The sequence below is a fragment of the Pseudomonas syringae pv. tomato str. DC3000 genome, from assembly GCF_000007805.1.
GTDB classification, from domain to species: Bacteria; Pseudomonadota; Gammaproteobacteria; order Pseudomonadales; family Pseudomonadaceae; genus Aquipseudomonas; species Aquipseudomonas avellanae.
Genome location: NC_004578.1, coordinates 5,646,465 through 5,667,746 on the forward strand (window position 1 = coordinate 5,646,465; position 21,282 = coordinate 5,667,746).

16 protein-coding genes, 1 pseudogene and 1 riboswitch are annotated in these 21,282 nt (G+C 60.6%); of the genes and pseudogenes, 6 read left to right on the forward strand and 11 right to left on the reverse strand.

Features of this window, described 5'->3' with window-relative positions:
* Positions 1 to 119: 119 nt before the first annotated feature.
* Positions 120 to 2,009 carry a phosphomethylpyrimidine synthase ThiC gene (thiC, locus tag PSPTO_RS25735; protein ID WP_011105255.1) on the reverse strand — a complete coding sequence of 630 codons (1,890 nt, stop codon included), beginning with the start codon at positions 2,007 to 2,009 and terminating at the stop codon, positions 120 to 122.
* Positions 2,010 to 2,165: 156 nt separating this feature from the next.
* A riboswitch (TPP riboswitch) is annotated at positions 2,166 to 2,270 on the reverse strand.
* Between the two features lie 162 nt (positions 2,271 to 2,432).
* Here thiC and PSPTO_RS25740 point away from each other — a divergent pair.
* Complete coding sequence (locus PSPTO_RS25740) at positions 2,433 to 3,872, forward strand: TolC family outer membrane protein (RefSeq protein WP_005762981.1); 1,440 nt, start codon at positions 2,433 to 2,435, stop codon at positions 3,870 to 3,872.
* A gap of 123 nt (positions 3,873 to 3,995) precedes the next feature.
* Here PSPTO_RS25740 and waaA read toward each other — a convergent pair.
* Positions 3,996 to 5,273, reverse strand: a pseudogene (gene waaA, locus PSPTO_RS25745) (lipid IV(A) 3-deoxy-D-manno-octulosonic acid transferase); the annotation flags it as partial.
* A 68-nt stretch (positions 5,274 to 5,341) separates the two neighbouring features.
* On the opposite strand from waaA, the gene PSPTO_RS25750 reads away from it, so the two are divergent.
* The 4 genes from PSPTO_RS25750 to PSPTO_RS25765 are packed head-to-tail and all read left to right on the forward strand — an operon-like array spanning position 5,342 to position 8,703.
* Positions 5,342 to 5,674 (forward strand): SMR family transporter, encoded by a 333-nt coding sequence (locus tag PSPTO_RS25750; protein ID WP_005762979.1) that lies wholly within the window; start codon positions 5,342 to 5,344, stop codon positions 5,672 to 5,674.
* Positions 5,675 to 5,722: 48 nt separating this feature from the next.
* Positions 5,723 to 6,898 (forward strand): NAD(P)/FAD-dependent oxidoreductase, encoded by a 1,176-nt coding sequence (locus PSPTO_RS25755; protein ID WP_011105257.1) that lies wholly within the window; start codon positions 5,723 to 5,725, stop codon positions 6,896 to 6,898.
* Entirely contained in the window at positions 6,895 to 7,710 is an 816-nt protein-coding gene (locus PSPTO_RS25760) for an aldo/keto reductase (RefSeq protein WP_011105258.1), read from the forward strand. The genes PSPTO_RS25755 and PSPTO_RS25760 overlap by 4 nt, the downstream gene beginning before the upstream one ends.
* Before the next feature lie 36 nt (positions 7,711 to 7,746).
* Positions 7,747 to 8,703, forward strand: coding sequence for a hypothetical protein (locus tag PSPTO_RS25765; protein WP_003377120.1), 957 nt, complete (start codon positions 7,747 to 7,749; stop codon positions 8,701 to 8,703).
* Positions 8,704 to 8,776: 73 nt separating this feature from the next.
* On the opposite strand, the gene hldE is transcribed toward PSPTO_RS25765, so the two are convergent.
* Together hldE and msbA are read right to left on the reverse strand one after the other, a co-directional pair.
* Positions 8,777 to 10,201, reverse strand: a complete 1,425-nt coding sequence (hldE, locus tag PSPTO_RS25770; RefSeq protein ID WP_005736892.1) for a bifunctional D-glycero-beta-D-manno-heptose-7-phosphate kinase/D-glycero-beta-D-manno-heptose 1-phosphate adenylyltransferase HldE — start codon at positions 10,199 to 10,201, stop codon at positions 8,777 to 8,779.
* 124 nt (positions 10,202 to 10,325) lie between these two features.
* Positions 10,326 to 12,128, reverse strand: coding sequence for a lipid A export permease/ATP-binding protein MsbA (msbA, locus tag PSPTO_RS25775; protein ID WP_010213170.1), 1,803 nt, complete (start codon positions 12,126 to 12,128; stop codon positions 10,326 to 10,328).
* A 312-nt stretch (positions 12,129 to 12,440) separates the two neighbouring features.
* Between msbA and PSPTO_RS25780 the strand changes: the two genes are divergently transcribed.
* Entirely contained in the window at positions 12,441 to 13,079 is a 639-nt protein-coding gene (locus tag PSPTO_RS25780; protein ID WP_005762975.1) for a hypothetical protein, read from the forward strand.
* A 41-nt stretch (positions 13,080 to 13,120) separates the two neighbouring features.
* Here PSPTO_RS25780 and PSPTO_RS25785 read toward each other — a convergent pair whose 3' ends face one another.
* From PSPTO_RS25785 to PSPTO_RS25815, 7 genes are read right to left on the reverse strand one after another with little or no spacing between them, the layout of a single operon-like run.
* Positions 13,121 to 14,296 carry a membrane protein gene (locus tag PSPTO_RS25785; protein WP_011105259.1) on the reverse strand — a complete coding sequence of 392 codons (1,176 nt, stop codon included), beginning with the start codon at positions 14,294 to 14,296 and terminating at the stop codon, positions 13,121 to 13,123.
* Positions 14,286 to 15,059 carry a glycosyltransferase family 2 protein gene (locus PSPTO_RS25790; RefSeq protein ID WP_005762973.1) on the reverse strand — a complete coding sequence of 258 codons (774 nt, stop codon included), beginning with the start codon at positions 15,057 to 15,059 and terminating at the stop codon, positions 14,286 to 14,288. The genes PSPTO_RS25785 and PSPTO_RS25790 overlap by 11 nt, the downstream gene beginning before the upstream one ends.
* A 31-nt stretch (positions 15,060 to 15,090) precedes the next feature.
* On the reverse strand, positions 15,091 to 16,047 hold the full coding sequence (locus PSPTO_RS25795; protein ID WP_011105261.1) for a glycosyltransferase: 957 nt from the start codon (positions 16,045 to 16,047) through the stop codon (positions 15,091 to 15,093).
* 30 nt (positions 16,048 to 16,077) lie between these two features.
* On the reverse strand, positions 16,078 to 17,487 hold the full coding sequence (locus tag PSPTO_RS25800) for a PIG-L deacetylase family protein (RefSeq protein ID WP_046463793.1): 1,410 nt from the start codon (positions 17,485 to 17,487) through the stop codon (positions 16,078 to 16,080).
* Positions 17,484 to 18,380, reverse strand: coding sequence for an antimicrobial resistance protein Mig-14 (locus PSPTO_RS25805; protein ID WP_005762970.1), 897 nt, complete (start codon positions 18,378 to 18,380; stop codon positions 17,484 to 17,486). The genes PSPTO_RS25800 and PSPTO_RS25805 overlap by 4 nt, the downstream gene beginning before the upstream one ends.
* The gene (locus tag PSPTO_RS25810; RefSeq protein ID WP_011105263.1) at positions 18,380 to 19,510 is read right to left on the reverse strand and encodes a glycosyltransferase; all 1,131 of its coding nucleotides are present in this window, start codon (positions 19,508 to 19,510) and stop codon (positions 18,380 to 18,382) included. Before PSPTO_RS25810 ends, PSPTO_RS25805 begins: the two co-directional genes overlap by 1 nt.
* Positions 19,494 to 21,251 (reverse strand): carbamoyltransferase family protein, encoded by a 1,758-nt coding sequence (locus tag PSPTO_RS25815; RefSeq protein WP_003377131.1) that lies wholly within the window; start codon positions 21,249 to 21,251, stop codon positions 19,494 to 19,496. The genes PSPTO_RS25810 and PSPTO_RS25815 overlap by 17 nt, the downstream gene beginning before the upstream one ends.
* Between the last annotated feature and the right edge of the window lie 31 nt (positions 21,252 to 21,282).

A 21,282-nucleotide genomic window follows, 5' to 3' on the forward strand; every position in this document is an offset into this window, starting at 1 on the left:
TCTCGTGCGAGGTGTTGATCGGTGATTCGGGATCGGACGCGGAGCTTCCAGAACATCGCTACCACGCAGAGCGTGGGAGCGATGCAGCTAGCGGTGTTCTGTCGTGCACCTGTAGTTCCCTACACCTTCTTGTACAACTGGCTGCCTTCCTGCTTGAAGCGCTCGGCCTGTTCGGCAAGGCCCCTGGCGACGTCGACATCCACTGCTTCAATGCGCTGATTGGCGGCGTATTCACGTACTTCCTGGGTGATTTTCATCGAGCAGAATTTCGGCCCGCACATGGAGCAGAAATGCGCGACCTTGGCCGAGTCCTTGGGCAGGGTTTCATCGTGGTATGAACGCGCAGTGTCCGGGTCCAGGCCGAGGTTGAACTGGTCTTCCCAGCGGAACTCGAAACGCGCCTTGCTCAGCGCGTTGTCGCGAATCTGCGCGCCAGGATGCCCTTTGGCCAGGTCCGCTGCGTGGGCCGCGATCTTGTAGGTGATGATGCCGGTCTTCACGTCATCCTTGTTCGGCAAACCCAGGTGTTCCTTGGGTGTGACATAACACAGCATGGCGCAACCGAACCAGCCGATCATCGCCGCGCCGATGCCCGAGGTGATGTGGTCATAACCCGGTGCAATATCAGTGGTCAGCGGGCCGAGGGTGTAGAACGGCGCTTCGTCGCAGCACTCCAGCTGCTTGTCCATGTTCTCTTTGATCAACTGCATCGGCACGTGGCCTGGGCCTTCGATCATGGTCTGCAAGTCGTGTTTCCAGGCAATCTTGGTCAGTTCGCCGAGGGTTTCCAGCTCACCGAACTGCGCCGCATCGTTGGCGTCGGCAATCGAGCCGGGGCGCAAGCCATCGCCCAGCGAGAAGCTGACGTCGTAGGCCTTCATGATTTCGCAGATGTCTTCGAAATGGGTGTACAGGAAGTTTTCCTGGTGATGCGCCAGGCACCACTTGGCCATGATCGAACCACCACGGCTGACAATCCCGGTCACGCGCTTGGCGGTCAGCGGTACGTAACGCAGCAGCACACCGGCGTGAATGGTGAAGTAATCGACGCCCTGCTCGGCCTGTTCGATCAACGTGTCGCGGAACAGCTCCCAGGTCAGATCCTCGGCCGCGCCGCCGACTTTTTCCAGCGCCTGATAGATCGGCACCGTACCGATCGGCACCGGCGAGTTACGGATGATCCATTCGCGGGTTTCGTGAATGTGCTTGCCGGTGGACAGGTCCATGACCGTGTCCGAACCCCAGCGAATGCCCCAGGTCAGTTTGGCGACTTCTTCTTCGATGGAAGAACCCAGCGCACTGTTGCCGATGTTGCCGTTGATCTTCACCAGGAAGTTACGGCCGATGATCATCGGTTCCAGCTCGACATGGTTGATGTTGGCCGGAATGATGGCTCGACCCCGGGCGATTTCCTCGCGCACGAACTCGGCGGTGATCTCCTTCGGAATGCTCGCCCCGAAGCTGTGCCCGGCGTGCTGCTGGGTCAGCAGGCCTGCGGCGCGGGCTTCCTGAAGTTTCATGTTCTCGCGGATGGCAACGTATTCCATCTCGGCAGTGATGATCCCCTGACGCGCATAGTGCATCTGACTGACGTTGGCGCCCGCCTTGGCGCGACGCGGATTGCGCACATGGGCAAAGCGCAGCGCGGTCAGTTCGGCGTCACTCAGGCGCTGCTGGCCGAAGTGGGAACTCAAGCCCGGCAGGCGCTCGGTGTCATTGCGCGAGTCGATCCACGGCGAGCGAACATCCGCCAGGCCTTTGCGCACATCGATGATCACGTTGGGGTCGGTGTACGGGCCTGACGTGTCATAAACGGTAACCGGCGCGTTGATCTCGCCGCCAAAGTCCGTCGGCGTGACATCCAGAGTCACTTCGCGCATCGGCACGCGGATGTCCGGGCGTGAGCCCTGAACGTAGATTTTCTGCGAACGGGTAAACGGCTGTACCGATCCGGAATCGACTTGTGCCGACTCGCTCAAATGGGCTGCGTTTTTTGGTTTTGTACTCATCACGGGCTCTCCAGACATCCGGTTGCGGATTTATTGTCGGAGTGACCTGATCATGACGGACGGGTGCACCAGTGCTGGTGCTGAGCATCGAAAGAAGGCGAAACTGTTCATTATTTGAACAATCGACCCCGGACGACACTCAAGAGGACTCGCCGGGAGACGAGAAATCTTGTTCCCTACGCAGGCGCTAACCTGATCAGGTTCAACGGGATCCGGTTTAACCGATCTCAGCCTCATAGCAAGGCACCCCGACAAGAACGCGGCCAGTCTATGCCGGGGCGCGGTCGTAATGCCAGCCTATTTGCAAGGGGCTCGATAAATGGCGCAAATCGTCGATTGTTGCTGAAAGCGTCTGGCTCTACACTCGCTAACCCGGTTTCTCTCCGAACTGTGACTACTTTCTTCATGAACAGGGAATGCCTCATGTTGCGCAAACTTTCGTTGGTCGTGGCTGTTTCGTTGGCGTCCAGCGGACTGACCTGGGCTGCCGACTTGCCGCTGCCAACCAAAACCGGTCTGTTGAATGTGTATCAGCAGGCGGTAGACAACAACGCCGACCTCGCGGCCTCGCGTGCCGATTACGATGCCCGCAAGGAAGCCGTGCCACAGGCCCGAGCCGGCCTGCTGCCGAATATTTCCGGCAGTGTCCAGAACACCAACACCCGCACCAGCATCGACCGCCCCAGCGCCGTGGCGACCCGCAGCGGCACGGTTTATCAGGCCACCCTGAGCCAGCCGATCTTTCGCGCCGACCGCTGGTTCCAGTTGCAGGCTGCCGAAGCGGTCAACGAACAGGCCGCGCTGGAACTGTCGGCCACCGAGCAGAACCTGATCCTGCAATCGGCGCAGAGCTATTTCAGTGTGTTGCGCGCGCAGGACAATCTGGCCTCGACCAAGGCTGAGGAAGCGGCGTTCAAACGCCAGCTCGATCAGGCCAACGAACGCTTCGATGTCGGTCTGTCAGACAAGACCGATGTGCTGCAGGCCCAGGCCAGCTACGACACCTCGCGCGCCAGCCGGCTGATCGCCAGGCGTCAGGTGGACGATGCCTTTCAGGCGCTGGTGACCCTGACCAATCGCGAATACAACTCCATCGAAGGCATCGTGCACACCTTGCCGGTGCTGGCACCAACGCCCAACGACGCCAAGGCCTGGGTGGATACGGCAGCGCAACAAAACCTCAACCTGCTGGCCAGCAACTACGCCGTCAGCGCTGCCGAAGAAACCCTGCGCCAGCGCAAGGCCGGGCACGCGCCCACCCTTGATGCCGTGGCGACTTACCAGCGTGGCGACAACGATGCATTGGGTTTCAACAACCCCAACTACACCGGGCAAAATTACGGCGGCGACGTCGAGCAACGCAGCATTGGCGTGCAGTTGAATATCCCGATCTACAGCGGCGGCCTGACCAGTTCACAGGTGCGTGAGGCTTATTCGCGCCTGAGCCAGAGCGAGCAGCGCCGCGAAAGCCTGCGACGTCAGGTGGTGGAAAACACCCGTAACCTGCACCGTGCGGTGAACACTGATGTCGAGCAGGTTCAGGCGCGCAAACAGTCGATCATCTCCAACCAGAGTGCGCTGGAAGCCACGGAAATCGGCTATCAGGTCGGCACCCGCAACATCGTCGATGTGCTGGACGCCCAGCGTCAGTTGTATGCCTCGGTGCGTGACTACAACAACACGCGCTATGACTACATCCTCGACAACCTGCGCCTCAAGCAGGCAGCGGGCACCCTGAACCCGGGCGACTTGCAGGACCTGTCACGCTACCTCAAACCGGACTACAACCCGGACAAGGACTTCCTGCCGCCGGATTTGGCGACTGCAGCGCAGAAGAATTTCGAGCGGCCGGCGCAGCGCTGACAGGTGACGCAGAGCGTCACGAAATGCGTTACCACGCTGGAGTGAGGAACGAGAATCTCAACTATCGTGCCGACGCTCTGCGTGGGCATGCCGTTCTGGACGCTCTGCGTCCTCCGCGACTCGGCGTTTGGCCATCAACCGCTCGATTCCGTCCAGCAAGCGTTGCAGCGCACCCTGATTGGCCTTCATCACTGCCAGCCCGGCATCGGCCATACTGCGAGCCTGTTGTGGCTGGTCGATCAGGCGCTGCACCGCAGTGGCTAGCGCGGTCGCATCGCTGACCTCTTGCAACGCACCGGCAGTGCGCAACATTGCGGCGATCTCGAGGAAGTTGAACAGGTGCGGGCCGCTCAGTACGGGCTTGGCCAGCGCCGCGGGCTCCAGCAGGTTGTGCCCGCCGTTGGGCACCAGGCTGCCGCCGACGAAGGCGATGTCGACCAGCGCATAGAGAAACAGCAACTCGCCCATGGTATCGCCCATCAGCACCGCAACATCTGGCGTGACGGCCTGCGCGGAAGAGCGCCGAACCGTTTTGAAGCCCTGCTGCTGACACAGCGCATGCACGCTGTCGAAACGCTCGGGATGGCGCGGCACCAGAATCAACAGCGCATCGGGATGGCTGGCCAGCAAAGTGCGATGAGCGGACAGAACGCTTTCATCCTCGCCCGCATGGGTACTGGCTGCGATCCACACCGGGCGCTGCGTCGCCTGCCATTGCTCGCGCAATTGCGCAGCGCGCTCCAGCAGCTGCGGGTCGATGTTCAGGTCGAACTTGATCGAGCCCGTCACCACAACACACTCCGCTCGCGCACCCAGATCACGAAAGCGCTGCGCTTCCACTTCAGTCTGCACCGCAAACCAGGCCATTTCAGCCAGCATCGGCTGCGTCAGCCTGGCGAAACGGGCATAGCCCCGCGCCGAACGTTCCGACAGTCGAGCATTGGCCAGCACCACGGGAATTGCGCGTTTCGCACATTGATGAATGTGGTTGGGCCACAACTCGGTTTCCATGATGATGCCCAACTGCGGCTGCACATGATCGAGAAAACGCCCGGCGGCCCACGGCAGGTCATACGGCAGGTAACAGTACTGAATGCGCGGCTCGTTGGCGAACAGCGCCTTGATTCGCTCCGAACCTGTGGGCGTCATGCAAGTCACAGTGATCGGCAGTTGCGGATACTGTACCAGCAGCGCACGAATCATCGGCGCAGCGGCGATGCTCTCGCCCACCGACACCGCATGCACCCAGATGCCGTCGCGCTGCATGGCAGGCAGGCCACTGGCGAAACGCTCGCCGATGCGCTGGCGATACGCCGGGGCCTTGCGCGCGCGCAACCACAGGCGCAGGGCGACCAAGGGCAGGCCCAGATGAAACAGCACGGTATAAAGAGTTCTATTCATGGCGCGGAGTTTATCAGCCCGCCATCACAAGTCGCTAGAATGCGCAGCCTGACGAAAAGGAATGCACCATGAACGCTTATTACCTGTTGGCCATCGCCGTTTGCGCGGAAGTCATCGCCACCACGTCCATGAAGGCCGTCAAGGGATTGAGCACGCCCCTGCCTCTGATATTGCTGATCACCGGCTACGCCATTGCGTTCTGGATGCTGATTCTGGTGATGCGCACGATCCCGGTCGGTATCACGTACGCCATCTGGTCAGGCATGGGCATCGTCATGGTCAGCGTCGCGGCGTACTTTATTTACGGCCAGAAACTCGACCTGCCCGCACTGCTCGGCATGGGGATGATTGTCGCCGGGGTCGCGGTCATTCAGCTGTTCTCGAAAACCGCCGGGCATTGAAAACCTGATCCCTTATAATGCTCGTACTTTTTGCTCACTGAGGTGCTCATGCCATCGGTTATTTCCACTGACGTGCTGATTGTCGGGGCTGGCGTCGCCGGTCTCTGGCTCAATGCCCGGTTGCGTCGTCAAGGGTTCTCGACAGTGCTGGTAGAAAGCGCCAGCCTGGGTGGCGGGCAGAGCCTCAAGTCGCAGGGGATTATTCACGGCGGTGCCAAGTACGCATTGCACGGCGCGCTGTCCGGTGCTTCCGAAGCCATCGCCGACATGCCCCGCCGCTGGCGTGAGGCGCTCGACGGCAAGGGCGAGCTGGACCTGTCGGGCGTGCGCCTGCTGTCCGAGGCTCATTACCTGTGGTCGCCTGGCACTATCGCCGGCAACCTGACCAGCTTTTTCGCCAGCAAGGCGGTACGTGGCCGCGTGGATCAGGTCAAAGGCGAGCAACTGCCGCCGGCCCTGCAAAACCCGAAATTCAAAGGCAAGGTCTATCGACTCGCTGAACTGGTGGTCGATGTGCCGAGCCTGATCAAACGCCTCGCAGAGCTGGCCGAAGACAGCTTGCTGGCCGGACAAAAGATCGAACCGCTGTACGAGGCCGATGAACTGATCGGCCTGCGCGTCGACGGTCGCGATATTCATGCCCAGCGCATCGTGCTCAGTGCCGGCGGCGGCACTGCTGATCTGCTGAACGCGCTGGGCGTGTCACAGCCACAAATGCAGCGCCGCCCGCTGCACATGGTGCTGGTCAAGGGGCCGACGCTCAAGCCGCTGTTCGCCCATTGCCTGGGCGGCGGGCCCAAGCCGCGCATTACAGTGACGACCCACCCTGCAGCCGATGGCCAGTGCGTGTGGTATCTGGGCGGTGATCTGGCCGAGGCCGATGGCGTTGCGCGTGAACCGGACGCGCAAATAGCCGTCGCCCGCAAGGAACTTGAAGCCTTGCTGCCGTGGGTCGATCTGAGTCAGGCGCAGTGGGCGACCCTGCGCGTAGACCGCGCCGAACCGGCTCAATCGGGTCTGGTGCGCCCGGACAACGCCTTTCTCGACAGCCAGCGTCGCCTGATGGTGGGCTGGCCGACCAAACTGGCGCTGGCACCGGACTTCGCCGACCGGGTGCTGTCGCACCTGTCGAAAGACGACATCCATCCGACACCGCAAGCCCCGTTGGTGGATGTGCCGCGGCCACCGTTGGCCATACCTGTCTGGGATGAACTGCTGCCATGAGCCTGAAAACCCTGCATGACCTGCATCGCCCGTTCGGCAGCACCGGCCTGAGCGTCTCGCCGCTGGGCCTGGGCACCGTCAAGCTTGGCCGCGACGTAGGTGTCAAATACCCCAACGGCTTCAAGATTCCAGACGACCAGCAGGCACAGATGCTACTGCGCATGGCGCGTGACATGGGCATCAACCTGATCGACACCGCGCCGGCTTACGGCACCAGCGAAGAACGCCTCGGCCCGTTGCTGCGCGGCCAGCGCCAGGAGTGGGTGATTGTCAGCAAAGTGGGCGAAGAATTCGACAACGGTCAGTCGAGCCACGACTTCAGCGCGGCGCACACGCGCAAGTCAGTGGAGCGCAGCCTGAAACGTCTTGAAACTGACTTTCTCGATCTGGTGCTGGTGCATTCTGACGGCAACGATCTGGCCATTCTCAACGACACAGAGGTCTACCAGACGCTCGCAGAGCTCAAGCGCGAAGGCAAGATTCGCGGCTTCGGCTTCTCCGGCAAAACTGTCGAAGGCGGCCTGCTGGCCTTGCGCGACGGGGATTGCGCGATGGTCACCTACAACCTCGACGAACAGGGTGAAAAACCTGTCGTGGACTACGCTGCCGAGCACGGCAAAGGCATTCTGGTCAAGAAAGCGCTGGCCAGCGGGCATGCCTGCCTGACGCCGGGGATCGACCCGGTGCAGGCCAGCTTCCAGCTTCTGTTTGAACATCCCGGGGTTGCCAGTGCTATTGTCGGCACCATCAACCCATTGCACCTGGCCCATAACGTCGCCACTGCCGCTGCCGTGATTTGCCGTCAAGCCTGATTGAGGCGGCCGACCCCAACGCAAGAAGGAGCCGTAATGCCGCGAACACTGATCCGGAAGAACCCCAGTAACTTCAAGACCCTGCCGCTGTTCGTTGAAGCCACTCCGGAAAGCCTGAGTTACCAGAGCGTCGGCATGCCGATGAACTTCTCCCAGACCCTGCAGCGGCGGCGCAAGATCGACGTACCGGATACCGAGCGCTTTGCCACTGAACTGGCCAATCTGGGCGTGTCGGTGCGCCTGACCGTCAGTTGGCAGAATCGCGATTACTGGGTGCTGGTTCGCCAGCGTCGTCAGGACCGTGGCGACGTGGTGCTCAAGCTGATTTCGGGTTACGTTCCGGCGCACGAGTTGACGCTGCCGCTGCACACGGCAATTCAGGAAGTGGCCGAAGAGTGCCTGATCGAGACGCCTCAGGGCTGGTTGAGCGGGCTGTTCAAGGAAACCTGGCTGCCAGCGCCCTATGCCGCCGCGCTGCATTATCGTGAAGCCATGCCTTTTCGGCTAAGCCCGCTGTCCGGCGCTGCGCGGCCAGTGCGCAGCGGCAACCTGACACTGATCGAGCGACCTCGGGCTTACGTGCATTTGCCGACGGCTTCATTGCAGCTGATTTACGACATGCGCCTGGAAATCCCCAAGGAGGCGCGGCCGATCAGTTTGTTTCACGTTGATGAGGCACTGGAAAACGATCAACTGGTCGCCCGCCTCAACCGCAGCAAGCCCGACCTGTACCTGATGCCGCTGGAAAACGGATCGCCACTGCCCGAGCTCTACACACTCAAGCGCGACAAACTGACCCCGGCAGGCACTCGCGGGTTGTACCTGGCAGAAAGCTTTGCCGCACAGGATGGCTGGGTGGTACGTGAAGAGCGGATTCGCTGGAAGGACTGGCTGCGCCAGCAGGGCATGACCCCACCGGCGAAAAAGACCGGACTCAAACGCCTGACCGGCAAGGCCCGGGAGCTGTTGCACGCCATTAGTGGCAAGCTGTAAGCGACAAGCTTCAAGCGTTTGATCTGCTTCTGCCTCAAGCCTGCAGCTTGTAGCTTGTAGCTTGCAGCTAACCCTACCCCTGCCCTCGAATCTTTTCGACGATCGCGGTGGTCGAGCTGTTTTCCACCAGCCCCAACACCCGCACTTCTCCGCCATAGGCCTGGACGATGTCGGCACCGACCACCTGATCGATTCCGTAATCACCGCCTTTGACCAGTACGTCGGGTTTGACGTGGGTCAGGAGGTTTTCCGGGGTGCCTTCAGGGAAGCTAATGACCCAGTCCACCGCGCCCAGCCCGGCCAGTACGGCCATGCGCCGGTCAACGCTGTTGATCGGGCGGCCCGGGCCTTTGAGACGGCTGACGGAGGCGTCATCGTTGACCGCTACGATCAGACGATCACCTTGCGCGCGCGCCTGCTCCAGGTAGGTCACATGGCCTGCGTGGAGGATGTCGAAGCAGCCATTGGTGAAAACGATTTTTTCCTTGTGCGCACGCGCGTCATCGACCGCCAGCAGCAATTGCTCCAGGCCCAGCACGCCGCGCTCGGAGCCTTCTTCACGCTGGATGGCGCGACGCAGTTCCGGTGCGCTGATGGCCGCTGTACCGAGTTTGCCGACCACAATGCCTGCCGCCAGATTGGCCAGCGCCACCGCATGCGGCAGTTCCTCGCCCGCCGCTATGGCCGCCGCCAGGGTAGAAATGACCGTGTCGCCAGCGCCAGTGACGTCGAACACTTCACGAGCGCGAGCTGGCAGGTGCAGGGCCTGCTGGTCAGGACGCAGCAGGGTCATGCCGTGCTCGCCACGGGTCACCAGCAAGGCGCCCAGATCAAGTTCCTGCATCAACTGCGCACCCTTGGTGACCAGTTGTGCTTCGTCTTCACAATGGCCGACGATGGCTTCGAATTCGCTGAGGTTCGGCGTGATCAGGCTGGCCCCGCGATAAATCGCGAAGTCCTTGCCCTTGGGATCAGCCAGCACCGGAATACCGCGTTTGCGTGCTGCCTGAATCAATGCCTGATGGTTTTTCAACGCACCTTTGCCGTAATCGGACAGGACCAGCACCTTGATGCCGTCCAGCAGGCTGTAAACCTCTGCGCTCAGGGCCAGCGGATCCGTGTTGAACGGTTCTTCGAAGTCGATACGCAGCAATTGCTGATGGCGACTCATGACACGCAGTTTGACGATGGTCGGCTGATCGGCAATACGCTGAAAGCGCGCCACGACACCCGCAGCTTTCAGGCTGTTGGTCAGGCTTTCTGCAGCCTCGTCGTCGCCGGTCACACCGACCAGCGACGCCGGAGCGCCCAGGGCTGCGATGTTCAAGGCAACGTTGGCGGCACCGCCCGGACGGTCTTCGATCTGATCGACCTTGACCACAGGCACCGGCGCTTCGGGGGAAATACGCGAGGTACCACCATGCCAGTATCTGTCGAGCATGACATCGCCAACCACCAGGACAGGGGCCTGATCAAAGCGCGGCATGGATAGCTTCATGGAACAACCCGTACGTGAAAAATGGACAGGGGCGGAATCTTAGCACAGGGGTTTGCAACCGGCAGGCTGTTGAATCACACCGCTGAAAGGCAGGCGGGCTGCGTCAGCCCGCCTGATAATGAGGTCAAACCGCGCCGGCAGGCGCTGGCTCGTCCAGCCCCATGGCGTGCAGGCGGGCGTAGTAACCGTTCTGCGCCAGCAACTCTGTATGAGTACCGCGCTCGACGATCTTCCCGGCATCCATGACCAGAATCATGTCGGCCTTTTCGATGGTCGAAAGGCGGTGGGCGATGACCAGTGTGGTACGGCCCTTCATGACGTGATCCAGTGCGGCCTGGATATGCCGCTCGGACTCGGTGTCCAGCGCCGACGTGGCTTCATCGAGAATCAGCAGCGGCGCGTTCTTGAGCAACGCGCGAGCGATGGCCAGGCGTTGTCGCTGGCCACCTGACAGCAGCACACCGTTTTCGCCGACCTGAGTGTCGAACCCTTGCGGCAACTGGTCGATGAACTCCTTGGCGTAAGCGTCGGCGGCGGCCGCTTCGATGTCGGCACGCGGCGCACCGGCCAGATCGCCATAGGCAATGTTGTTGGCAATGGAGTCATTGAACAGCGTGACGTTCTGATTGACCTGGGCGATGTGCTTGCGCAGATTGCGCAAACGGTAATCGTTGATTTCGACGCCATCGAGCAGGATGTTGCCCATCTCGTGCCCGTAAAAACGCGGTATCAGGTTGGCCAGAGTCGATTTGCCGCTTCCGGAACGCCCCACCAGCGCGATCATCTGCCCGGGCGCTGCAGAGAAACTGATGTCGTTCAACACCTGACGCTCGGTCTGCGGGTAGAAGAAGCTGAGGTTCTTCACCTCCAGATGGCCGCTGACGCGATCAAGCTCGATCGTACCGGTGTCGACCTCTTCCTCCACGTCCAGTTGCTCGAAGATGCTTTCGGCACCGGCCACGCCTTTCTGGATGGTCGAGCTGACTTCCGACAGCTGGCGAATTGGCTTGGGCAACAGACCGGCAGCGGTGATGTAAGCCACCAGATCGCCCGCCGTCGCGTCGCCGCGCAGGAACAGCACCAGAAACATCAGCACGGCCATGGCGCTGTAGATGACCAGTTGCAGCATCGGCGTGTAGATTGCGCCGGTCTTGGTCATGCGCAGTTGCTTGCGGGTGTTGCTGTCACTGGCTTCGGCGAAACGGTTCTGCTCGTAAGCTTCGCCACCAAAGCTGCGCACCACGCGATAGCCCTGAATGGTTTCCGACGCAACGTGGGTGACATCGCCCATCGCCACTTGAATCTTTTTGCTCTGCTTGCGAAATTTCTTGCTCGCGCTGCTCACCATCACGGCAATCAGCGGCAGGATGGCGAGCATGACCAGGGTCAGTTTCCAGTTCATCATCAGCAGATAGATGAACAGGAACACCACCGTCAGGCCTTCGCGAATCACCACCTTGATGGCATCGGTGGCAGCGCCGGTCACCATGGTGACGTTGAAGGTGATGCGCGAAATCAGATGGCCGGAATTGGTCGTGTCGAAATAACGATTGGGCAATACCAGCAACTTGTTGAACAGCTCAACGCGCAGGTCGTGCACCAGCCCCAGGGAAACCTTGGCCAGAAAGTAGTTGCCCAGGAACGAACCAAGCCCCTGCCATGCGGCGATCAGCACGATCAGCAGCGGCACCGCCTGCAACAGTTGCAGTTCGCGCAGATAAGGCACGTTGGGGAACAGCACCGCTTCAGGGTTGCTCAGGCCATCGACAAAGTATTTGAGGATGCCGGCGAGCATCGGCTGAGTCGAGGCAAAGATCACGAAGCCAAGGATGCTGAGCAGAAAAATGCCCACATACGGACGCACATAAGACAACAGGCGGAAATAGATTTTCACGCTGGAAGTTGCGGACGATTCGGGAGTTGTCATGAGAGTCCGTTGTATTAAAAAGAGGCCGAATTGTATCACAGCGGTTTTCGCGGCTGCCTGCTGCGGTAACATAGGCAGCCCGTCCATTCCCTGGGGTTTCTGATCGCTGCCTGAAGCCTGCAAATCCGGCTTCTGCCCGAAGGGCGTGGGAATGAGCCGGGCGACGCTTCGCTTGCTCGCGAAGACGTTGTTTCAAGCCGCACATTCTATTGAATGCACGGGCCCCTTCGCTCCCACGGCCCTTGGCCAGAATCAACAGCAGGCTTGTGTATGACGACCAGTGGCCCCTGGGGCGTAAAAACCGGAGTATCGATGCAAGCGCTTGACCACGCCCATTACCTTGACCTGGTTCAAGGTGCCGAAGTGCTTGAAGCCGACGGCACGGGCGACAAAGTACTACGTCTGCGTGACGGTTCGATGTTGAAATTGTTTCGGCGCAAACGTCTTGTCAGCTCGGCAGCCTGGTATCCGTATGCCCAACGCTTTGCAGACAACTGTGTAACGCTGGCCCAGCGCGCCATCCCGTGCCCGCGTGTGCTCACCGTCTGCCGCATCGCCGAGATCGAACGCGATGCCGTGCATTATGACCCGCTGGCCGGCTACACCCTGCGCCAGTTGCTGGGCAGCGCGCTCAGCGATGACAGCTTGCGCTGGCAGTTGGGGCGTTTTATCGCCGAACTGCACGAAAAAGGCATCTATTTCCGTTCAGCGCACTTGGGCAATGTGATTCTCACCCCGGAAGGCAACCTCGGCCTGATAGACATCGCTGACATGAAAACTTTCCGCCGCGCGCTGCGCAAAAGCCTGCGCTTGCGCAACTTCAAGCACATGCTGCGTTATCAGGAGGACCGTCAGTGGCTGCTGGATAACGGCAACCCGGCGTTTCTGGAGGGCTACATGAGCGCTCAGAGCCTTTGCGACAGCACTGAACTGACTCAGGCAATGAACTGAAAAAATGGCCGCTTGTTAAAGGCGGCCATTCTTGTCAGCGATCAAACCTCTGTTGGTCGCCTCAGCCGATGCGTCTGCACCACGCGCCCCAGCACCATGGTTGCCGGTAACAGGACCAGCACCCAGAGCTCATCCGGGTTACCCACCAACTGGCCACCGTCGAAATTGAGCATCAGCAGCGCACACGCCAGATAAAGGCCCCACGCGTCAGCGTTGCGCAAGGCGTTCCACAGCGTCATGGCCATTACAACCAGAAACATCACCAGCGAAGCCGCGCCGGTGTACAGCCCCAACGAGACGAAGATGTTGTGCGGGTGCTGGATCGGTACGCCGCCAGTCAGGGTCTTGGTGGTGTAGAAATCGACACCGCAGCCCAGAATCCAGCCGCAGCGGTGCCACTCGCCGGTCATGATTTCAAACAGCTCGATACGGTAGGAATCGCCCCTGACCATTAGCAGGGCAACCCACTGCTCATCCTTCACGATCCAGAAGCCTGCCGCCGCAACCACGCCCAATACCAGCAAGCCCACAACGGTGCGCAACGGAAAGCGGTAAAGCGAATACGCCGTGCAGGCAAGGAACAGAAAGGCCATGCCCACCAATGCGGTGCGGGTCTGAACGACGAAGGCGGTGATCAGCAGCGTGAACAACACCGCACACACAGCCTCGACCCAGCGTCGCTCCTTTGCCCACAGCGGCAATGCAAGCGCAAGGCTGCAGACCAGCCAGCCGCTGGCATAAATCACGTTTTCCATACGGCCGGGCAGAATCGCCACACGCTGACCGAACACGAACTGCCCGGTCACCCAGCTATGAATGCTGCTGAGCAGGATGTACAGACCGATGACCCAGAACATCCCCCGCACAAACAGCCCGCGCCGGAAGACTCCGTTGTCCGTCAGCCCTGATACGGCAAAAACAAACAGGCTGACGTAGACAATGTGCTTGTAATACTGGAACTCCTGCACCTGCAGCGCCGGGACCAGAAAGCACGCCATGAACACAACCCAGGCAATGCTCAGCGGCCTGGCAAACACGCCAGCGCCGCGGTACTTAATCAGAAAGAACAAGCCCGGCAAAGCGATGAGCGCATAAAACAGGTTGTTGGTGATCTTGGCCGACGAGTTGAGGATAAAACTCAACAGAAAGACGATAAGCACTGCGGTGAAATACGTCTGTATTTTGCTGCCGGGGAGTGTAATTCGGTCAACTGACATTATTGAGCAACCAGCCTGCTACAAAGGCAACGAGCACAGCGACGATCAGCTTGAGGCGATCCCGACGCTTGCGGCGCTGTTTATCCAGCCGCTCCTGCGGCACCACCACATGCTCACCGAAACCGGTATGCAAGACGGCATCATTTTCCAGAATCAGAGCGTAACGGTTTTGCGCGGCGAATAATTGTGAAAGTTTCTTCTCCCCGCCATGCCCTGCATAAGGCGCATGCTGCTGGTAATCCGCCAGACGACGCAGCCCCGGATTGAACGAAAAACCCTGCCACTCCGGCTTGTGCGAACCCAGCTTGTAAAACGCGATGCCCTCAACCACTTCCCGCTCGTTGAGATAGACATAGGGGCTATGCACACACAGATCATGATTGTAACTGCGCAACCAGACCTGCAACGCCTGCGGGTCGTGCTTCAGCAGGGTCATCGATTCTTCGATGAAGTGCGGACGGTAGAAATCCCAGTCATCTTCGCAATGGAAAACCCAGGACGTCTCGATCAGTGAATACGCCGCATCGACAGAACGCATCTGCCCCAGTTTGGGGTTGTTGATGATGAAACGCGTGTGCGCGCGCCAGTGCTCGGGAATGCAGGTCTCGACCTGAGCATCGCCCGAGTCTTCGGTAATCAGCACGTGGCGTATGGGCGCAGTGTTGAAACGGTCGAACGTTTCCAGGGTGCGCTTCAACAAGTCGAATCGACCACAACTGGTGACCACCAGCGTGATGTCGCTGTTTTCGCTGAATACCATCATTCATTCCCAATCATTGAATATTCATAAGCCATTACCAGCCCAAGCGTGACCGCAGACGGTCGACCCAACTGATCGCGGGCATACTGCGCAGCGGCGCTTGCATGGCGTCCACGATGGCTTTCCCAAGTGCGTGGAATGTAAAGCGTTCCTCGACCAAAGTCTGCCCATTACGGGATATTTCGCCGGCCAGCAGGTTGTTCTCGCGCAACTGCGACAGCTTTTCGCGAAGCTGTGGAATGTCGCGGTAAAGCACGATGTTATGCATGTCCACAAAACCCAGCGCGCGATTTTCTTCGGCGCCCTGATCAAAGGCCAGCAGCACGCAACCGCAAGCCATGGCCTCGAAATTCTTGATCATGTATTCGCCCATACCGACATCGGCACTGACGAAAAAGCGGATGCGGTTGAGGGTGTCGCAATACTCTTCCCCGGATTTGGTGCGCGTGACGAGCAGGTTCTCGACCTGGCCCAGCTCATCGAGCAATGCCTTGCGGCCGCTGTAGGCCACACTGTTGGTGCTGCCCACAAAGGCCAGTTCGATATCGCGCTCGCGGGTTTGCAACTGCAACAGGCTCTGGTCATAGCCTTTGGGCACGAACACCGCATCAAAGCCTTCTTCGCGCAGGCGTTCGCTGACCATGAAGCCCGAACAGATCACCCGCGCCCAGGGCAGCTTGCGATAGTGCGCGCTGAACTTGCCGGTGTACTTGCAGGGGATGTAGTTCTGGTAGGCATCGTGTTCAAGGATGACCAGATTGGGAATCGTGCGGATGAACCCGACCTGACGGACTTCCTGCTTGAAGCGCAGAAAAAACACGATCCGGTCATAACGCTCGACATCCACTTCACGGCGGAAATAGCCACGCAGGTTGCGCTGCTCATCGGAGCTCAGCCAACGCACCTCGCACTCACAATACGCGGCGATGCCTTCATAAAGACGGTCGAGAATGGCCCGCTGCTCTTTCTGGACCAGAAGTAGAACTTTCATGGTTTTCCTTGCAGTACTGCGCCTGCTGAATCAGATATCACGGCTGCACCAGAACAACTCGTGCCGTCGCACCGCCTTGCGGAAGAATTCGTTTTCACCCTCGGCCGGCCAGCGGCGACCGGCCAGCATGCTCTGCAAGGTGCGGCGCACTCGGCGCTTGAACGGCATGGGCGGCTGCAGGTCATGCATCATGCCCAGCGCCATCGCCTTGTCTCTTTGGGTCGCCACCGACAATTGCAGGCTGTAGGGCACCAGCGGCAACTGGGCATCGAATACCGGCGGCAGGCTGATGCCCGTGTAGGCGTCGCCCATCGGCCAGCGGTCATTGTCGTGCAGGTGGTTGGCGTAACCGAGTATCACCTCTGGCTGCCACTCAAGCCCGGCCAGCGCTTCACGCACCGCCGCCTGGGCGCAAATGTGGTCAGGATGCGGGTCGATGGCCGGGTGCGGCATGACAATAACCTGCGGCCTGGCCTTGAGGATCAACGTACGCAGGTCGGCCAGCAGGTTGTTCCAGGTCGGCTGACCGTCATCGCCGGGCAATGCCAGGGTGTTGAACTGCCGAAACAACCGGGTATCGCTCAGATCCGCCTCGCGCGAGCTGACCGGCGTGTCCGGCGCAGCCTGCATTGCGGGCAGTTGCAGGCAGAAATAGCCCAATTGCACGCACTGCGACTCCGGCACACCGCCCCAGCGCGCGACGGCAATGCTGTCCCAGGCGCGCAGACGACCCTTCATGCGCGCAGCCTCGGCGCGCTGCATGCCCATCTGTTGATAATGCTCGGCTTCGATTTCACCGGCGGTCAGCGTGACAATCCATGCTTCCTTCGCCTGGCTGTACAGCCCGAACGCGGCCAGTTCGGCATCGTCGGCATGCGGCGCGATGACCATCACGCGCTGCTGGCGCGCATCCGCCTGACGGAACAGCCAGAGGCGCGGCGTAGCTGACAGGCGACAGAAACGCCCGCGCAATTGCAGCGCACCGGCGCCCAGCGGCTCGCCGAGCCCGGTCAGGTTCAGGTAACGCACGCCAGAAACGCCACGCTCGAAAGCCTGGCGGTCATGCAGGTCCAGCCCGTGCAGCTCGACGAACGGGTCGAGAAAACGCCCCAGCCAAGTGCTTTTGATGGTCAGCGCCAGGATCAGCGTATCGTCACCGGCCAGTTGCAGCGGAGTATCCAGCAACAGTGTGTCACCGTCGAGACGCACGCCTGGCACCTCGCTGTCGGCGGGAAAGGTGTACTGATAGTCGTCGGAGGGCGAATAGAACAGGTGATCGGCAAGCCAAGCTTCGTGAGCGACCCATACGCCAATCGCCACAACTGGCGCCAGCCACCAGGCCACCCACACGCCAAGCGCAATCAACACAAACAGCCCCGCCAACAACGCCAGCCGCTTGTTGCGGCGATGGCGCTTGAGTAACTGTTGCTTGCGGCTCAAAGCTGGAATACCGGAACGGGGTTGCACCAACGGTCCTTGTACTCGCGGTCGGCACGACCGAAGGAAAACCGCAGTGCCTTGCCCAGCGCCCTGGCGTCTTCCCAGGCGGACTGGGTGTTGACGAAGCTCAGCACGCTGCCCGGACTGAAATCACGGGTTTCGGGGTCGACGCCACCGTTGACGTACTCGATGCTGACCCACTGCGGCGCTTCGACGCGGTACACCAGTTGAATGGCGATGGGCGCGTCGTTGAGAAACACCACCGAGCCGATCAACAGGTCGCGCAGCAACTCGATGACCTGGGCCTTGTCCCGGGCACCGGTGGCTTCAAAGCCCCAGCGGCGCTGAAACAGGTCGCAATACATGCTCGCCAGTTCGGCGCTGCTGAACTCGCTGACCGGCCGCACCGTACCGCCCGCCTCTTCCAGCAAGCGAAGTTCGCGGCGCTGGTTGTAACGAAACTTCTTCGACAGCTCTTCAGGCGTGCGCGCCATTGCCAGTGATTCGGTCTGCGACTTGAGCGTGCTGATCCGGCCTTCGTTGAGCGCCGACACGTAACGAGCCCGATGGCGAACCGGCACCTGCACCCCTTCGGCCACCGGCAGAATCAGCTCGGCATTACCCAGATCGAACAGGCCTTTCTTGCCGTGGCGCTTGAGTTCGTCCTTGGACAGCGCCAGCGAGCGCCCCCAGGTGGCGATCGCCGCCTTGACTTCACCGCCCTGCTCCCAGGCCAGATAGCGCACCGGGATGCCGGAAAACTCCGACAAACGTGCAACCACCAGCGGGTGAGTGGCCACACTGCCACCCAAGCGCTGCCAGGCCAGTTCGTAAGCCGCCGCGTCGATCGGCACCCAGCCACGCTCGCGCCAGCTTTTGAATCGATTGAGCATCAGGCCCCCGCTGTCAGGCTGGAGACTTGCGGCAAGCGCCAGAAGACATCGCGTACCGCATGATCGGAAAAACGCTCGCGCAGGCGCAGCAGCATGCGCTCGGCGCAGTCCTGACGCTGCTCGACGTCAAGCCCGGCCATGTGCACCAGCCCATGCGCCAGGCTGTGGGCATCGCCCAGCGGGAACAGCAGGCCGACATCTTCCACCACTTCCTTCGCGCCGCCGCACGAGGTCGCAACCAGCGGCACACCGGCCACCATCGCTTCCAGCAGCACCATGCCGAACGGCTCGTGATCCGAGCTCAAGGCGAACACGTCGAACGCCTTGAAGTAACGGCGGGCGTCAGGCACCTGCCCGAGAAACAGCACATGCGGGCCTATGCCCAGTTCCAGCGCGAGCGACTTGAGGGTTTCATCCAGGCGACCCTTGCCGAGAAGCACCAACTGGCTGTTCTCGGGAAGGCTGGGCAACGCCTCGGCAAAACCGCGTAACAGCGTGGCCTGATCCTTGTCGGGATGCAGACGACCGACGTTGCCGACAATCCACGCCGACGGCGACAGGCCAAGCTCTGTGCGGGCATCTTCAGCGGAAAACTGACTGCCCTGCAGTTGCTCGACATCAATGCGGTTGTACAGGGTCTGAATGCGCTCGGCCGGCCACTTGGGCAGGCTGCTGCGCATGTCATCGCGCACCGCATCGGACACGCCGAGCAGGCTCAGGCGCTTGCGAAACAGCGTAGCAAACAGTTTGCGCGTACGGCGTTTGTAGTCGCCGAACGCATGGTGCACGCCGATCACCGGCAGGCTGGTCGCCAGCAGGGCGATGTACACCGGTTTGAAACGGTGGGCGATGCAGAAGCTGAAACTGCGCGTGGCGGCGATTTTGCACAGGTCCCGGATAGCGCCCAGCTTCAGGCCGCGAATGGCACTGGAGCTGTACTCCATGAACAGCACTTCGTCCGAACCGCAGTCGGCGACCACATCGGGGTCGGCGGCGCCGGTCAGAAACACCGTCGTCACCCGATAGCCCTTGCCGACAAACAGGCTGGCGTATTGCCGTGCGCAGTCAAGAAACGGCCCGTCATAGCCGTGGCAGAACTGCAGCACGTGACGATCAGCCGAGCGTGTCATAAGCCTCGACGCCCTCTTTGACCACCAGGATGTCTTCCATGATCAAGTACTCGAGGTCCGAGCCAAAAAACATGTTCAGGGCATCGGTCGGCGAGCAGATCATCGGCTCGCCACGGCGGTTCAGCGAGGTGTTCAGCGAAACGCCGTTACCGGTCAGTTCTTCCAGCGCTTTCATCATGTCGTAGTAGCGCGGGTTGTATTCGCGCTTGAGCACTTGGGCACGGGAAGTGCCGTCTTCGTGGACGACCTCCGGCACGCGGGTTTTCCACTCTTCGGCGACTTCAAAGGTGAAGGTCATGAACGGTGCAGGGTGATCGATCTTGATCATCTGCGGCGCAACGGTGTCGAGCATCGACGGGCAGAAAGGCCTCCAGCGCTCGCGGAACTTGATTTGATGGTTGATGCGGTCGGCCACGCCGGCCACGCTCGGGCAACCGATGATCGAACGACCGCCCAGCGCGCGCGGACCGAACTCCATGCGCCCCTGGAACCAGGCAACAGGGTTGCCCTTGACCATGATTTCAGCGATGCGCTGCGGCGTGTTGTCGATCTGGCGCCAGACCGGCTTGCTCGGGTGGCGGGCACAGGCGGCAATCACGTCTTCGTTGCTGTAGGAAGGGCCGAGGTAGACGTGTTCCATCTTCTCGACCGGCACGCCACGGGCGTGCGACACATAAGCTGCGGCGCCGACTGCCGTGCCGGCATCACCGGACGCAGGCTGGACGAACAGTTCCTTGACTTCCGGACGGGCGATGATGCGCTGATTGAGCTTGACGTTCAGCGCACAGCCCCCGGCGAAGGCGATCTTGCCGGTTTCCTTGAGGATGTCGCCCAGATAGTGGTCCATCATCTGCAAGGCGAGTTTTTCGAACAGCGCCTGCATGCTGGCGGCGTAATGGATGTAAGGCTCATCGGCCACATCGCCCACACGTTTCGGGCCCAGCCATTCGATCAGCTTGGGCGAGAAGTAGAAGCCCTTGCCGTTCTCTTTGTAGCGACGCAGGCCGATGACGTTGGCCAGTTCGGTGTTGATGATCAGTTCACCATTCTCGAAGGTGGCCAGACGCGAAAAGTCATACTTGCTGGCATCGCCGTACGGCGCCATGCCCATGACCTTGAATTCGCCGTCGAGCATCTCGAAACCGAGGAATTCGGTGATCGCGCCGTACAGGCCGCCCAGCGAATCTGGATCGAAGAATTCCTTGATCTTGTGGATCTTGCCGTTTTCGCCGTAGCCAAAGAAGGTGGTGGCGTACTCGCCCTTGCCGTCGATGCCCATGATCGCGGTTTTTTCGGTGAAACCGGAGCAGTGGTAGGCGCTGGAGGCGTGTGCCAGGTGGTGCTCGACGGGCTCGATCTTGATTTTTTTCGGGTCGAAGCCCAGTTGCTCGAGGCACCAGACGATCTTGTTGCGATAGCGCTTGTAACGGCGGTTGCCCATCAGCAGCGCGTCGAGTGCGCGATCCGGGGCGTACCAGTAACGCTTGGCGTAGTGCCAGCGCGCCTTGCCGAACAGGCTGATCGGGGCAAACGGAATCGCGACCACATCGACGTCCGAAGGCTTGATGCCTGCCTGTTCCAGACAGAACTTCGCCGACTCGTAGGGCATGCGGTTCTTTGCGTGTTTATCACGAACGAAGCGCTCTTCTTCGGCCGCTGCTATCAGCTTGCCGTCAATGTAAAGCGCTGCGGAAGGATCATGGCTAAGGGCGCCGGACAGGCCAAGGATCGTCAATGCCACTAGGGTCTAGCCTCTTTAGTCTGCATGCAGG

What these genes read in the sequence shown, in the direction of transcription:
- thiC (WP_011105255.1), bottom strand. Translation starts at nt 2,009, where the DNA reads ATGAGTACAAAACCAAAAAACGCAGCCCATTTGAGCGAGTCGGCACAA.
- PSPTO_RS25740 (WP_005762981.1), top strand. Translation starts at nt 2,433, where the DNA reads ATGTTGCGCAAACTTTCGTTGGTCGTGGCTGTTTCGTTGGCGTCCAGC.
- PSPTO_RS25750 (WP_005762979.1), top strand. Translation starts at nt 5,342, where the DNA reads ATGAACGCTTATTACCTGTTGGCCATCGCCGTTTGCGCGGAAGTCATC.
- PSPTO_RS25755 (WP_011105257.1), top strand. Translation starts at nt 5,723, where the DNA reads ATGCCATCGGTTATTTCCACTGACGTGCTGATTGTCGGGGCTGGCGTC.
- PSPTO_RS25760 (WP_011105258.1), top strand. Translation starts at nt 6,895, where the DNA reads ATGAGCCTGAAAACCCTGCATGACCTGCATCGCCCGTTCGGCAGCACC.
- PSPTO_RS25765 (WP_003377120.1), top strand. Translation starts at nt 7,747, where the DNA reads ATGCCGCGAACACTGATCCGGAAGAACCCCAGTAACTTCAAGACCCTG.
- hldE (WP_005736892.1), bottom strand. Translation starts at nt 10,201, where the DNA reads ATGAAGCTATCCATGCCGCGCTTTGATCAGGCCCCTGTCCTGGTGGTT.
- msbA (WP_010213170.1), bottom strand. Translation starts at nt 12,128, where the DNA reads ATGACAACTCCCGAATCGTCCGCAACTTCCAGCGTGAAAATCTATTTC.
- PSPTO_RS25780 (WP_005762975.1), top strand. Translation starts at nt 12,441, where the DNA reads ATGCAAGCGCTTGACCACGCCCATTACCTTGACCTGGTTCAAGGTGCC.
- PSPTO_RS25785 (WP_011105259.1), bottom strand. Translation starts at nt 14,296, where the DNA reads ATGTCAGTTGACCGAATTACACTCCCCGGCAGCAAAATACAGACGTAT.
- PSPTO_RS25790 (WP_005762973.1), bottom strand. Translation starts at nt 15,059, where the DNA reads ATGATGGTATTCAGCGAAAACAGCGACATCACGCTGGTGGTCACCAGT.
- PSPTO_RS25795 (WP_011105261.1), bottom strand. Translation starts at nt 16,047, where the DNA reads ATGAAAGTTCTACTTCTGGTCCAGAAAGAGCAGCGGGCCATTCTCGAC.
- PSPTO_RS25805 (WP_005762970.1), bottom strand. Translation starts at nt 18,380, where the DNA reads ATGCTCAATCGATTCAAAAGCTGGCGCGAGCGTGGCTGGGTGCCGATC.
- PSPTO_RS25810 (WP_011105263.1), bottom strand. Translation starts at nt 19,510, where the DNA reads ATGACACGCTCGGCTGATCGTCACGTGCTGCAGTTCTGCCACGGCTAT.